Here is a 12,865-nt window from a genome sequence, read left to right as displayed (position 1 = left end):
GGAGCGGGAAGCCCGAGCGGGAGGTCCGGAGCGTGGAGCTGAGAGCGGGAGGCCGAGAGGGAGGGCCGAGCGGAAGGCTGGGCGGTCAGGGGGTGGTGGGCGGGGTGAGCGGTCGGGGCGGGGTGGTTCGGGGCTCGGTCATAATCAACCGATGTACGGGAACAGTGTTTCCGTACATGTTCGGGCCAATCTCACCCGATCGTGTTCGGCCGGGTCGAGTTGGTCGCCGGTCAGGGTTGGTCGCCGGCCAGGGCGGTCAGTTCGGCGAGGCGGCGGAGTTGGGCTTCGCGTTCCGCCCGCAACTGCTCCTGCTCGGACGCGCCGTCGGCGGCCGAGGTCAGCAGCGCCAGCGTTTCCCGCACCGCGCCCGGCAGCGGCTTGGTGACCTGGGCGACCAGGGCGTCCACCGCGTCGTCCAGCCCGTCGGCGGGCACGACGGTGTTCGCCAGGCCGATCCGCAGCGCCTCTTCGGCGCCCACGCGCCGCCCGGTCAGGCAGATCTCGGCCGCGCGCGAGTACCCGACCAGGCGCACCAGGGGCAGCGTGCCGCCGAGGTCGGGCACCAGGCCGAGCGAGGTCTCGGCCATGCAGAACCGCACGTCGTCGGCGGCCACGCGGAAGTCGCACGCGAGCGCGAGCTGGAACCCCGCGCCGATCGCGTGCCCGCGCACGGCGGCGATCGTCACCCGAGCCGGGTCGCGCAGCCAGCGGAAGCCCTCCTGGAACTCCGCGATCAGCGCCGCGCCCGCCTCCGGCCCCCGGCGCGTGATCTCCGGCAGACCGGGCTCGCCCTCCACGGGCGCACCGGTGAACATCCGCCGGTCGAGCCCTGCCGAGAAGGCGCGACCGGAACCCCGGACGACCACGACGCGGACGTCCGGGCCCAGCTGTTCACCGATCGTCCGCAACGCCACCCAGGTCGACGGCGTCTGTGCGTTGAGCACGTCGGGACGGTCGAGCGTGATCGTCGCGCGCGCCCCGTCGACGGCGAGCCGCACGCCTCCGCGTTCCAGCAGGTCGGCGTCGATGGTGGTCGGTGCCGACATGCGCGAACCTCCGGGTTTCGTCAGGCGTCGTCTCTCCTCGACACCATGTGGTTACCGGAGGGTAGCTTACTTCTTCTTCGTGCGGGTGGCGCCACCGCGACCGCGCAGCTGCACACCGGATTCGCTCAGCACCCGGTGCACGAAGCCGTAGGAGCGCCCGGTGGACTCGGCCAACGCCCGGATGCTCGCGCCCTTTTCGTACTTCTTCTTCAGGTCAGCGGCCAGCTTGTCCCGCGTGGCGCCGGTGATCCGGGCGCCCTTCTTCAGGTCAGCCACCTTGTCCCGCCTTCCGTAGACAGCAGGTCGGGCCTTCGAAAGCCCCTGTCGTCGCAATGATCGATCACGGAGACCAAGAACGCCAGGTGATCAAGCGAAATGATCTGCGAGCGGTCATACCATCACGCAGAGTCGATCAACGCTCACGTTGGGGTGTGAAAGGCGGAACCCGTTGCCTCAGGCCAACTGCACGAGCTCCAGGTACTCCTGGGACCAGTGGTCCTCCGTGCCGTCGGGCAGCAGGATCACCCGCTCGGGCTCAAGCGCCTCCACCGCACCGGGGTCGTGCGTGACCAGCACGACCGCCCCCTCGTAGCGGCGCAGCGCGTCGAGCACCTGCTCGCGGCTGGCCGGGTCGAGGTTGTTCGTCGGCTCGTCCAGCAGCAGCACGTTCGCCGCGCTCGACACCAGCCCGGCCAGCGCCAACCGGGTCTTCTCGCCGCCCGACAGCGTGCCCGCGGGCTGTTCGAGCTGCTCACCGCTGAACAGGAACGTGCCCAGCAGCGAGCGCAACTGCTGCTCGGGCACGTCCGGGGCGGCGTGGCGGATGTTCTGCCACACCGTCGCCTGGTGGTCGAGCGTCTCGTGCTCCTGGGCGAAGTAGCCGAGCTTGAGGCCGTGACCGGCGACGACCTCGCCGCTGTCCGGCCGCTCCATCGACCCGATGAGCCGCAGCAACGTGGTCTTGCCCGCGCCGTTCAGGCCGAGGATGACCACGCGGGAACCGCGGTCGATGGCCAGGTCGACGCCGGTGAAGACCTCCAGCGACCCGTAGGACTTGCTCAGCCCCTCGGCCGTCAACGGCGTCTTTCCGCACGGCGCGGGCTGCGGGAAGCGGATCTTGGCGACCTTGTCGGCCTGGCGCGTGTCCTCCAGGCCGGACAGCAGCTTCTCGGCGCGACGGGCCATGTTCTGCGCGGCGACCGCCTTGGTGGCCTTCGCGCGCATCTTGTCCGCCTGCGCCATGAGCGCGCCGGCCTTCTTCTCCGCGTTGGCGCGCTCGCGGCGGCGGCGCTTCTCGTCGGCGGCCCGCGCTTCGAGGTACTTCTTCCAGCCCATGTTGTAGATGTCGACCTCGCCGCGCGTCGCGTCGAGGAACCACACCTTGTTCACCACGTCGTCCAGCAGCTCCACGTCGTGGCTGATCACGACCAGGCCGCCCTCGTGCGACTTGAGGAACCCGCGCAGCCACGCGATCGAGTCGGCGTCGAGGTGGTTGGTCGGCTCGTCGATCAGCAGGATCGTGCTGGACTTCGTGCCGACACCGCCCTCGGAGGCGGCGAACAGGATGCGGGCCAGCTCGACGCGGCGGCGCTGACCGCCCGACAGGGTGCGCAGCGGTTGGGCGAGCACGCGGTCGGCCAGGCCGAGGTTGGCGCAGATGCGGGCGGCTTCGCTCTCGGCCGCGTACCCGCCGAGCGCGGCGAACCGCTCCTCCAGGCGGCCGTACTTGCGCACGGCGGCCTGCAGCTCGTCGTCGTCCACCAGCTCCGCCATCGTGGACTGCATCTTCTCCATGTCGCGGAGCAGCTGGTCCAGGCCGCGGGCGGACAGCACGCGGTCCTTCGCGATGACCGACAGGTCGCCCTCGCGCGGGTCCTGCGGCAGGTAGCCCAGCTCGCCGGTGCGGCGGACCTCGCCCGCGTAGGGCTGGCCCTCGCCCGCCAGGACGCGGAGGGACGTCGTCTTGCCGGCGCCGTTGCGGCCGACGAGGCCGATGCGGTCGCCGGGCTGGACGCGCAGGGTGGCGTCGGACAGCAGGATGCGCGAGCCCGCGCGCAACTCGAGATCGGTCGCGGTGATCAAGTTCTACTCCGGGGTGTGGTCGTGCGAGGTCAACGGCGCAGCGTGCGCGGGACCTACTCGATCAAGACGACCACACCCCCAGTCTACGGGGTGGGCGCCACCGGATTAACCGCGTGTGTCCACCGGCATAGATTGCGGTCATGACTTCGGACTTCACGGGCAGGGCGGCGCTGGTCACGGGTGCCAGCCGGGGCATCGGGCACGGCATCGCGCTGGAACTGCTGACGCGCGGCGCGTCGGTGACCATCACCTCGCGCAAGGAGGAGGCGGTGACGGCGGCCGCTTCGTCCTTGGCCGCCGCCGCGGGGGTGTCACCTGATCGGGTACTGGCGGTGCCGGGGAACGCGGGCAGCGCCGAGGATCGCGCCCGGGCCGTCGAGGCGACCGTGGAGCGGTTCGGGCGGTTGGACGTGCTCGTGAACAACACCGGCATCAACCCGGTGTTCGGCGCGCTGGTCGACGCCGACCTGGACGCGGTGCGGAAGATCTTCGACGTCAACGTGGTCGCGGCGCTCGGGTTCGTGCAGCTGGCGTGGAAGGCGTGGATGGCGGAGCACGGCGGGGCGGTGGTGAACATCGCGTCCGTGGGCGGGCTGCGGTCGACCGGGGTGATCGGCGCGTACGGGGCGAGCAAGGCGGCGCTGATCCGGTTGACCGAGGAGCTGGCGTGGCAGCTCGGGCCGAAGGTGCGGGTGAACGCCGTCGCGCCGGCGGTGGTGAAGACGCGGTTCGCCGAGGCGCTGTACACCGGGCGGGAGGAGGAGGCGTCGGCGCAGTACCCGATGAAGCGGCTCGGGACACCGGAGGACGTGGCGCGGCTGGTCGCGTTCCTCGCTTCCGACGAGGCCGAGTGGATCACCGGTGAGACCGTGCGCGTGGACGGCGGGCTCCTCGCGACGGGCACGCTCGGGTAGGTCGCGCGGGTCGGTGGGGCGGGGACGGCGGGACTCGCGATGCGCGGGTTCCGCCGTTGTCGTGTGGGTGGGTGCGGTCGAGTGGCCGAAGCCCCGGGGTCAAGGGGTGTGGATGGGGATTGGCCTGGTGGTGGTGGTGTGCGGGGGTGGGGTGTTCGAGAGGTCGATGGTGGTGGTCCTGGTGGTGGTGGGGTCGGGGTCCGGGCTCGTCGTGGTGAGGCCCGGGGTGTCGGAGTGGCTGGGCGAGGGTGACGGGCCCGGCGGGTTCGCGGGGGTGGTCGAGGTGGGGTTCGGCGCCGGGGGGACGGCGGGGCTCTGGTCCTGCCGGCTCGGCGGTTGGTGCAGGGCGAAGGCGATCACCACGGCGACCACGGCGGTGCCCGTGCCGGTCGCGGCGACGGCGGCGTAGCCGCGACGGCGGCGTTTCAGGGCCGACCCCCGGAAGACGATGTCCACCGCGTCGAACGTGCGCGGCCGCGGGTCGATGTCCAGTTGTTCGAACGTCTTCCTCAGCTCGTCCTCAAGCACCGCGCGACACCTCCTGCCACAACGCGCCGAACTCCGGCCCCAGCCTCTGCCGCAGCGCCTTGAGGCCGCGGTTCGTGTTGCTCTTCACCGTGCCGACCGAGCAGCCGAGCGCCGCGGCCGTCTCCTCCACCGCCAGGTCGTGCCAGTACCGCAGCACGAGCGTCGCACGCTGTTTGGCGGGCACGGCGCTCAACGCCTGCCACACCACCAGCCGGTCCTCGCTCAACGACCCGGCCGCCGGCGTCTCCGGCACCGCGTCGGTGAGCTTCTCGCGTTTCCACCGCACCCGGCGGCGCTCCGCCAGGAACGTGCGCACCACGACCTGCCGGAGGTACGCCTCCATCCCGTCGCGCCGCGCCAGCCGCGGCCCCGCCAGGTAGAGCTTGAGGAACGCGGACTGCACCACGTCTTCGGCCTCGTGGTGGTTGCCGCACAACAGGAACGCGGTGAAGCGCATCGAGTCGGCGCACCGGTCGAAGAAGTGGGTGAACTCCGCGTCCCAGCTCACGCCGTCAACGCCCCGTCGTGACCGCGGTGGGCGTCGGCAGCGGCGGCTTCGTCGTCGTCGGCTCCGGCAGCGGCGCCCCGGGCGAGGTCGTCACCGTCGCCGTCGTGGGCGGCCGGTACGTGGTCGGCTCCGGGCGCGTGGTCACCGGCGGTGACGTCTCGATCGGCACGGACCGGGTCGGCGACACCGTCGTCGGGGACACCGCGGTGGGAGACGTGGCGATCGACGTGGTGGGAGACGTGGCGGGCGGCTCGGTCGTGGTGGGCGCGGGCGCGGCACCGCCGCCGGAGGCCAACGCCGTCCCCGCCACCGCGACACCGCCGAGCACGACGGCGCCGGCCGCCAGCACGAGTCGTTTGCGCAGCACTACTGCTCCTCGGGTTGCCGAGGCCCCGGTTGGTCGGTGCCTCCTCACCCTTATGAATGCGGTCGGGCCGGGCGGGGGTTGTCACGACTTCTCGCGGACCACGACCTCCACCGCCCGCGCCCGGACCGCGGCCTCCTCCAGCACCGCCCGCCGCGGCTCCGGCACGTCCAGCACGCGCGGTGACGCCAGCGCGAACACCTCCCCCAGCCGGCGGTCGCCCCGCAGCGCGTCCAACGCCTGGCGGTCACCACCGAGCACGACCGCGTCCAGCTCGCCGACCCGCGGCGCCAGCACCCGCGCCGCGTCGTCCGCCGCGGCCTGGAGCGCGACCCGCGCCTGCCCCTCCCGCCGCCGGGCGAACCGCTGCTGGGACCACCCGCCCGCCTTGTTGCGCCCGTGCACCTGACGGCTGCCCGTGGTCGACACCAGCACCACCCCGTCCCGCGCCACCCCGACGCCGTGCCCGCCCAGCCGCACCAGCAGCAACCCGATCCGGCGCGACGCGGACGCGTGCGCCAGCACGGCGTCCACCACCAGCCCTTCGTGCTCACCCGGAGGGCTGAACGACCCGAACGCGGCCGACACCGACGCCGTGGCCCCGTCCGCCGCCGTGACCACGCAGGCGGACGGCGTCACCGACGTGGAAACCACCCCGCCGTGCCGCGTGGCGAACCGCGCGAACCACCCGTCGAGGCGTTCCGGCGGCACCTCGACCGCCCGTCCTCCCCCGGAGACCGGGCGGACCCTGCTCACGCCGGCGCGACCGCGACCCAGACCGGCAGCGGGTGCCCGCACTCGGCCGGCGAGAGCCGCTGCACGGCGCCGAACCCGGCGTCGGTCAACGAGGCGGCGACCTGCTCGGGCGACAGCACGCGGTGCCGGGTCGACACGGTGTTCGCCACCTCCCACGTCTCCGGTCCGCGCACCAGCCGCACGACCTCCAGGGCGTACGACTCGCCGTCGGCCGCCCAGTCCCACAGCTGCACGGTGACCTGCCGGTCGGGCCCGCGCCCGGACACCCTGGGCGGCGGCGCGGTCGGCCGCAGCGTGCCGAGCTTGTCCAGCTCCGGCACGGCGGCGAGGAACAGGCCGCCGGGCCGCAGCGCCCGCCGGGCGAGCAGCAGCGCCTGGTCGAGCGCGTTCTCGTGCGCCAGCCGGGGCAGCACGTCGTCGCCCGCCCGGACCACGTCCACCAGGGGGCCGCCCTGGTGGCGCACGACGTCGACCAGGTCGAGGGCGCTGTGGTGGTCGACGCCGAGGATCGCGGCCGCGACCTCCGTCAACGGGTCCTCCGGCAGGGGCACGGGGTCCTGGGCGGGGGTCACCGGGCACACAGTAGGCCCAACGGATCAACGACCGCCATCGTCGGGGCCGGCGGGGCGCGCGACGGGCACGCGCGGGCGCACCAGGACCGAAGGGGTGAGCACCGCCACCCCGAAGCCGCCGTTGCACAATGTTACCGACGGGTTTACAAAGGGAGGAGCCCGGATGTTCACCACTTGACAGAACCACGCCGATCCCAGTGAACTCGTAACCCGTACGGCCCAACCAATGACTCCACCCGGAAGGCACCAACGCCCTGCGTTGGCGGGTAGGGTCACTGGGGCGTGATCTCATGACAGCGGGGAGTCACAATGACCAACGCTGCCGGTCGACCCAACCTGTCCGTCGACGAACTCGACTCGACGGGCCACGGCAGTCTTGCGCAGCTTCTCACCACGGGACCCTTCCCCGAGGCGCTGAGAGCCGCGATCAAAGCCAGCAGGCTGAGCCTCGACCGCATCCAGCACCGGCTCGCGCTGCGCGGGGTCACCATCAGCGTCGCGACGCTGAGCTACTGGCAGTCCGGCAGGCGGCGGCCCGAGCGGCCCGAGTCGCTGGAGGCCCTGCGCCACCTGGAGACCGTGCTCGGCGTGCCGCAGGCCGGCCTGTCCGCGCTGCTCGGGCCGCCGCGCCCGCGGGGCAGGCGGTCCCGGCCGACGACGATGATGCCCATCGACGCGCTGTGGGCGCGTCGCGAGCGGGTGGCGAACCTGCTCACGAAGGTCGACACCACCTCGGACGTGAAGCTGGGCCGGATCAGCCAGCACGACCGGATCGAGATCGCTGCGGACGGCGGTCAGCGCTCCGTGTGGGTGCGCCAGATCCTGCGCGCGGAGCAGGACGGCCCGGACCGCTGGGCGCTGGTGTTCGAGACCGAGCAGGCCAACGTGCTGCCGCAGGTGGTGAACCTGCGCAACTGCCACCTGGGTCGGGTGGTCGAGGACACCGACGCCAACATCATGGCCGCCGAGATGATGTTCGACCGGCCCCTGACCAGGGGCGAGACCATCATCATGGAGTACGAGCTGCTGTTCGCCGAGGGCCACTACCCGGCGGGCAACAACACGTTCGCCCGCAAGTTCCGGCTGCCGGTGCGCGAGTACGTGATCGAGGTGCGGTTCGACCAGTCGAACCTGCCCGCCCGCTGCCAGCAGTTCAGCGTGCCGGCCGGCGACGACACCCCGTCGCGCCGCCGCAACCTGGCCCTGGACGCGGCGGGCGGTGTGCACGCCGTGGCGCTCGGCTTCGGCCCCGGCGTGTTCGGCATCCGCTGGGAGTGGCCGAAGTAACGCTCGTTGCGCGTGGATTGGAGAAGGGCCCTGGGAGCGCGCTCCCAGGGCCCTTCCGTCACCTCGGTCAGATGTAGCCGTTGATCTTCAGCGAGACGGAGCGGATCGAGCCGCGGTCGGAGGAGACCGCGTCCACGACCTTGAACGTCCACGTGCCGTCGACCGGCTCGGCCAGCAGCGCGCCGAGCGGGGTGGTGGGCCGCCACGTGCCGGTGAACGGCGCGAGGTTGCTGGTCACCGAGGAGAACGGCTGCGCGGCCGCGTCGTCGAACACGACCTGGCACAGGTTGTTGCCGCTCGACCCGTTGCGCTGGAACACCGTCGCGGTCGCGCCGGACGGCGAGGTCAGCGTGCCGACCAGGTCACCGACAAACGTGTGGTCGATGCCGACGGTGGTCGCGCCGATGTTGGCGTTGCAGCTGTCGCCGTCGATCGACAGCGCGAGCTTCGCGCCCCGGCCGACGCCCGTGACCGGGATCTGCACCGACGCGCCGGTGGTGTCGTTGTCCGGGATGGCCACGACCGGACCGGTGTAGGCGAACGTCTTCGCGTCGCGGGACGGCTCGCCGACGTTGAGCGTGAACGAGCTCGTGGTCGGCGACGTGGTCCCCGAGAACGTCACCCGCGCGTCGAGCCGGACGGCCGAGCCGACGCCCAGGGACGCGGGCACGCTCACCTTGAACGTGTTGGTGACCGTCTGGCCGACCTCGACGTTGCCGTAGTACTTCGACCGGGGCGCGATCGTCACGCCCGCGGTGGGTGTGGTCAGCACGAGGCTGGTCGACGCGGCCGTGCCGTCACCGGTGTTGACCACCGGCACGGTGACCGTGGCCGTGGTGCCCGGCTTGAGGTACTGGCTGCCGTCGCTGTCGTTGACCACGGACGGCTTCGCCGCCTTCGCCAGCGGCTGCGGCGAGGCACCGGTGTAGGCCAGCACCAGGTCGGCGCGCACGATGCCCGCGCCGGTCCGGTTGTCGACGCCCGCCTCGACCAGGTCGACCGCCGTCGCGGTCAGCGCCTGCCGCACCTCGGCGGCCGGCAGGCCCGGGTTGCCGGACAGCACCAGGCCCGCGATGGCGGCGGCGTTCGGCGCGGACGCCGACGTGCCGAAGAACGGGTTGAAGCCCGCCACGCTGGTCTGCACGCCGTCCGCCGCGGTCAGGTCGGGCTTCTGCCGGACCTCCTCGCTCGGGGTGCCGTCGGGCGCGAAGAACACCCGGCGCGGGCCGTCGGAGGTGAACCGCTCGGGCTTCTGCGAGCCGTCGAACGCGTTCGGGTACGGGCCGCGCGGGTTGGCCGGGTCGCCCGGCTCCAGGTCGAACGGCAGCGGGTTGTTCGCCGGCGCGGCCGCCACGCTGATCGCGCCCTTGGCCGCGGAGTGGCCGCGCGTCACGCCGGGCGTGGCGAACTTCTTCAGCCCGTCGGAGGAGTCCTTGAACCGGCCGCCGAGCGCGGACAGCGCCAGGTACCTGTCGTCACCGCGGTACTTGACCACGGCCAGCCGCAGGCCGAACGCGCTGGCCGGCGTGGTCAGCCGCTCGTACGGGTCCTGGGTGCCGTCCTGCACGCCCTGGCTGAACGACACCACGTTGCCCTGCGAGTTCGCCAGGTACAGGTCGTAGTCGTTGAACGACGACGCCAGCGGGTCGGACCAGAACAGCGTCACCGGAACGTTGCCCGAGCTGTCCGACAGCGGGTTGAACACCTGCTTCGCGGTCGGCGCGGGGTTGAAGTCGTGGGCGGTGCCGGCGAACTTGCCGACGCCGACGCCCGAGTCGACGAACTGGCCCTCCCAGTGGCCCGAGGTGCCGTCGGCGACGTTGCCCTCGTTGCCCGCGGAGGAGAAGTACAGCGCGCCGTCGGCGCTGACCGCGTCCACGGCCTGCGCGATGATGCCGTCCTGGAACGGCGACTCGTTGAAGTACAGGATGTCGTCGACGATCACGTCGCAGCCGAGCCGGAACCGCAGGGCGCGGATGTTGTCGGCGAAGCTCGCGTCGCCGTTGACGGCGGTGGCGAAGCCGAGGCTCGCGTTGGGCGCGATGTCGTGGAGGATCTCCAGCATCGCGGTGCCCTCGTTGCCGTCGCCCTCCTGGCCGGCGAGGACGTCGACGCCGGCGGGCAGCTCACCGGCGGCCTGCGAGGTGGCCAGGGAGTCCACGCCGTCGGACAGCGCGCACAGCTTCACGCCGGTGCCGGTGACGTGGAACTCGCCGCGGGCGGTGTCGGCGGCGTGCGCCCGGTCGCCCTCGCTCGTCTTGGCCGCTCGCGGCGCGGCCAGCGCGTCCCGGGTGCGGGACTCGATCCGCCGGGCCTTGTCCTCCTTGGTGGAGGCGGTGGCCACCGGCTGACCGACCCGGTTCTGCTGGTTGTAGGTCTTGTACTCGACGGCGGCCTCGACCCGGCGGACGTCCCCGCGTGCGGAGAGGGACGTGAGCGCGGCCAACGGCAGCTGCGCGCGGACCGTCTTGCCCTCGGTGGAGACGGAGCGGATGCCACCGCCCGCGGCCTTCACGGCGGTGACCAGCTCGTCGGTCACCGAGACCGCGCGGATGTCGACCACGACGGTGTTTCCGCTGTGGACCTTCACCCCGGTCTGGAGCGCGGGCAGCCGGTTGAACGCGGTGGCGTTGGCCCGGCGGCGCTGCTCGACCACGAGCGCGCTGTCCACTTTGGACTCGGCTTGGGTGAGCGACCTCTTGATGTCCTGCAACGCGGCGATCTGAGCGGCGGTGGTGTCCTCGACGCCCTTGGACGCCGGGGTCGGGTCGGCTGCGGCGGGCGACACGATGCCCGCGGTCAGCAGCACGGCGGCACCGGCGGCGATGAGCGCGTTTCTTCGCGAACGGCGATTCGGTGAGCGCACAGGCGTCTCCCCCAGATCTAGCGTGCCCCCGACGCACGCGGCCTGCGGTCGGGTGTCCCCGACCGAGGGGTCAACGTATTGCGCACGGCCAAGTACCGTCTGCCACCGTTCGGCCTACTTCTCAGACCGTGAATCCATCACATTTCACAGTACAAAAGCATCTGTCCACAGCTGACCGGTGCGGCCGGAGAGCGCGTCGAGCAGCGCCGCGGCCTGGTTGTCGGTGAGCGAGGCGATGAAGTCGACCACCGCGCGGCCGCGGGCCAGCGCCCGGACGGCGTCCGGACCCGACGGCGTCTCCCCTGTCGCCCCGACCAGCAGCGACGGGTCCGTGCGGGCCAGCGTGGCGTACTCCTGCCCGGCGAGTTCGACCAGGTCGTGCAGCCGGCGCGGCAGCCGGTTCGCCTCGTGCCGGTCGGTGACCCACTGCTCCAACGCCTCGACCAGCGCCGTCAGCAACCGCGCCTGGCCCCGCTGGTGCAGCGCGAGGTCCGGGCGGAGCAGCACGAAGCGCCGGTGCACGAACTTCAGCACCTGCACCTCGTGCCACTGCGGCACGGCCAGCACCACGTGCCCGGACCGGGTCGTCGGCTCCTCGACCACCCCGACCGAGTCCACCAGGCGGCGCGTCCAGCGGGCCGAGAACCCGGCCACGACCTGCTCCGCCTCCACCGAGCCGTCGAACGGCACCGCCAGCAGGCCGTCGACCAGCTCGGCCCGCACCATCGCCACGGCGTGCGCGAACGCGTCGTCGTCCACCGCCCACGAGTCCTTGGCGTGCAGCCGGCGGCGCAGCGCCTCCAGCGAACGACCCGGCTTGCGCTCCTGGGCGGCGAGGTCGGCGGCGCTCAGCCCCGCCAGCTCCACCGCCTGGTCCAGCCACGTGTTCAGCTCGGCCGACACCGACGCGTGCTGGAGCACGCCCACGCGGTGGAAGTCCTCCAGGTCGTGGATGGCGTAGGCGATGTCGTCGGCGGTGTCCATCACCGACGCCTCGATCGTCTGCTGCCACGGCTCGACCCGGTCCGCGTAACAGGCACGGGCCTGCTCGACGTCCGCCAGCTCGGTGACGTACGCGGAGAACTTGCTGGAGCCGGTGCCCGGGGCGTCCGTCGGCTCCGCGGCGCCACGCGGCGGCTCGGGCAGGTCACGCGGGTGCGGCTGCGGGTAGGACAGGCGCGTCCACGGGTACTTCAGCATCGCCGCCCGCACCGCCACGGTCAGGTCCAACCCGACCGCCGCCGGACCGCGCACGTCGGTCGTCGTCACGATGCGGAACGACTGCGCGTTGCCCTCGAACCCGTCGGACAACCCGAACCGGTGCCGGGCCAGCCGGTCGAGAACCTCCTCGCCGAGGTGCCCGAACGGCGGGTGCCCGAGGTCGTGCGCCAGCGAAGCGGCCTCCACCACGTCCGGGTCGCAGCCGCCGAGCTTGTCCAGTAGGGCCACGAGGTCGGGACGGGCGTTGAGCCGCTCGGCGATCGCGCGGGCGGCCTGGGCGACCTTCAGGCTGTGCGTGAGGCGGTTGTGCACCAGCAGACCCGAGCCGGTCGAGCTGACGACCTGCGTGACGCCACCCAAGCGGGCGAAGAACGGTGAGCTGGCGACGCGGTCCCGGTCCACCCGGAACGGGCTCGTGGCCAGGTCGGCCTGGACCGCGGAGTCACCGCCGTGGCGGCGCTGCGTTCGGGGGTCGGCAGGGTCGTGGTGCATGCCCGAGAACTTAACCCGGCACGCCCGGCGGCACCTCGCCGGGCACGAAAAAGCCTTCAGGGGCACCCGGTGAACCGGGTGCCCCTGAAGGCGAAGAATTGTTCGGCGGCGTCCTACTCTCCCACACCCTCACGAGTGCAGTACCATCGGCGCTGGAAGGCTTAACTACCGGGTTCGGAATGGGACCGGGTGTTCCCCAACCGCTATGACCACCGAAACACTATGAAAT

Annotated in this window: 12 protein-coding genes and 1 rRNA gene; 2 read left to right on the top strand and 11 right to left on the bottom strand. The window is 72.2% G+C overall.

Annotated elements, in window-relative coordinates:
* Positions 1-230: 230 nt before the first annotated feature.
* From ACIGNX_RS34395 to ACIGNX_RS34385, 3 genes are all read right to left on the bottom strand, one after another.
* Positions 231-1,046, bottom strand: coding sequence for an enoyl-CoA hydratase/isomerase family protein (locus tag ACIGNX_RS34395; RefSeq protein WP_396545698.1), 816 nt, complete (start codon positions 1,044-1,046; stop codon positions 231-233).
* 66 nt (positions 1,047-1,112) lie between these two features.
* Entirely contained in the window at positions 1,113-1,322 is a 210-nt protein-coding gene (locus ACIGNX_RS34390; RefSeq protein ID WP_015103570.1) for a helix-turn-helix domain-containing protein, read from the bottom strand.
* Positions 1,323-1,499: 177 nt separating this feature from the next.
* Positions 1,500-3,128: an ABC-F family ATP-binding cassette domain-containing protein gene (locus tag ACIGNX_RS34385; RefSeq protein WP_396545696.1), complete on the bottom strand. Its 1,629-nt coding sequence runs from the start codon at positions 3,126-3,128 to the stop codon at positions 1,500-1,502.
* Between the two features lie 140 nt (positions 3,129-3,268).
* Between ACIGNX_RS34385 and ACIGNX_RS34380 the strand changes: the two genes are divergently transcribed.
* Complete coding sequence (locus ACIGNX_RS34380; protein ID WP_396545694.1) at positions 3,269-4,042, top strand: SDR family oxidoreductase; 774 nt, start codon at positions 3,269-3,271, stop codon at positions 4,040-4,042.
* A gap of 99 nt (positions 4,043-4,141) precedes the next feature.
* Here the strand turns inward: ACIGNX_RS34380 and ACIGNX_RS34375 are convergent, their stop codons facing one another.
* From ACIGNX_RS34375 to ACIGNX_RS34355, 5 genes are all read right to left on the bottom strand, one after another.
* Entirely contained in the window at positions 4,142-4,570 is a 429-nt protein-coding gene (locus tag ACIGNX_RS34375) for a hypothetical protein (RefSeq protein ID WP_396545692.1), read from the bottom strand.
* A complete protein-coding gene (locus ACIGNX_RS34370; protein ID WP_396545690.1) occupies positions 4,563-5,078 on the bottom strand; it encodes a SigE family RNA polymerase sigma factor in 516 nt (171 codons plus the stop codon). The genes ACIGNX_RS34375 and ACIGNX_RS34370 overlap by 8 nt, the downstream gene beginning before the upstream one ends.
* A gap of 4 nt (positions 5,079-5,082) precedes the next feature.
* On the bottom strand, positions 5,083-5,445 hold the full coding sequence (locus ACIGNX_RS34365) for a hypothetical protein (protein WP_396545688.1): 363 nt from the start codon (positions 5,443-5,445) through the stop codon (positions 5,083-5,085).
* Between the two features lie 81 nt (positions 5,446-5,526).
* Positions 5,527-6,198 (bottom strand): acVLRF1 family peptidyl-tRNA hydrolase, encoded by a 672-nt coding sequence (locus tag ACIGNX_RS34360; RefSeq protein ID WP_396545686.1) that lies wholly within the window; start codon positions 6,196-6,198, stop codon positions 5,527-5,529.
* Positions 6,195-6,770 (bottom strand): hypothetical protein, encoded by a 576-nt coding sequence (locus tag ACIGNX_RS34355; RefSeq protein WP_396545684.1) that lies wholly within the window; start codon positions 6,768-6,770, stop codon positions 6,195-6,197. Before ACIGNX_RS34355 ends, ACIGNX_RS34360 begins: the two co-directional genes overlap by 4 nt.
* Positions 6,771-7,079: 309 nt before the next feature.
* On the opposite strand from ACIGNX_RS34355, the gene ACIGNX_RS34350 reads away from it, so the two are divergent.
* A complete protein-coding gene (locus ACIGNX_RS34350; protein WP_396545682.1) occupies positions 7,080-8,057 on the top strand; it encodes a hypothetical protein in 978 nt (325 codons plus the stop codon).
* Between the two features lie 67 nt (positions 8,058-8,124).
* Here ACIGNX_RS34350 and ACIGNX_RS34345 read toward each other — a convergent pair whose 3' ends face one another.
* The 3 genes from ACIGNX_RS34345 to rrf all read right to left on the bottom strand — a co-directional run bounded on the left by ACIGNX_RS34345 (position 8,125) and on the right by rrf (position 12,853).
* Positions 8,125-10,866 (bottom strand): S8 family serine peptidase, encoded by a 2,742-nt coding sequence (locus ACIGNX_RS34345; RefSeq protein ID WP_396545680.1) that lies wholly within the window; start codon positions 10,864-10,866, stop codon positions 8,125-8,127.
* 201 nt (positions 10,867-11,067) lie between these two features.
* The gene (locus tag ACIGNX_RS34340; RefSeq protein WP_396545678.1) at positions 11,068-12,636 is read right to left on the bottom strand and encodes a deoxyguanosinetriphosphate triphosphohydrolase family protein; all 1,569 of its coding nucleotides are present in this window, start codon (positions 12,634-12,636) and stop codon (positions 11,068-11,070) included.
* A gap of 100 nt (positions 12,637-12,736) precedes the next feature.
* Positions 12,737-12,853 (bottom strand): 5S ribosomal RNA (gene rrf / locus ACIGNX_RS34335).
* Positions 12,854-12,865 lie beyond the last annotated feature (12 nt).

It is taken from the genome of Actinosynnema sp. NPDC053489 (genome assembly GCF_044544865.1).
Taxonomy (GTDB): domain Bacteria; phylum Actinomycetota; class Actinomycetes; order Mycobacteriales; family Pseudonocardiaceae; genus Actinosynnema.
The sequence above is the reverse complement of the archived record's forward strand: the minus strand, read 5'-3'. Positions and strand labels throughout refer to the sequence as shown.

Bases quoted from the DNA above. Each gene is read 5' to 3' on its own strand.
- ACIGNX_RS34395 (WP_396545698.1), bottom strand. From the start codon at position 1,046: ATGTCGGCACCGACCACCATCGACGCCGACCTGCTGGAACGCGGAGGC.
- ACIGNX_RS34380 (WP_396545694.1), top strand. From the start codon at position 3,269: ATGACTTCGGACTTCACGGGCAGGGCGGCGCTGGTCACGGGTGCCAGC.
- ACIGNX_RS34350 (WP_396545682.1), top strand. From the start codon at position 7,080: ATGACCAACGCTGCCGGTCGACCCAACCTGTCCGTCGACGAACTCGAC.
- ACIGNX_RS34340 (WP_396545678.1), bottom strand. From the start codon at position 12,636: ATGCACCACGACCCTGCCGACCCCCGAACGCAGCGCCGCCACGGCGGT.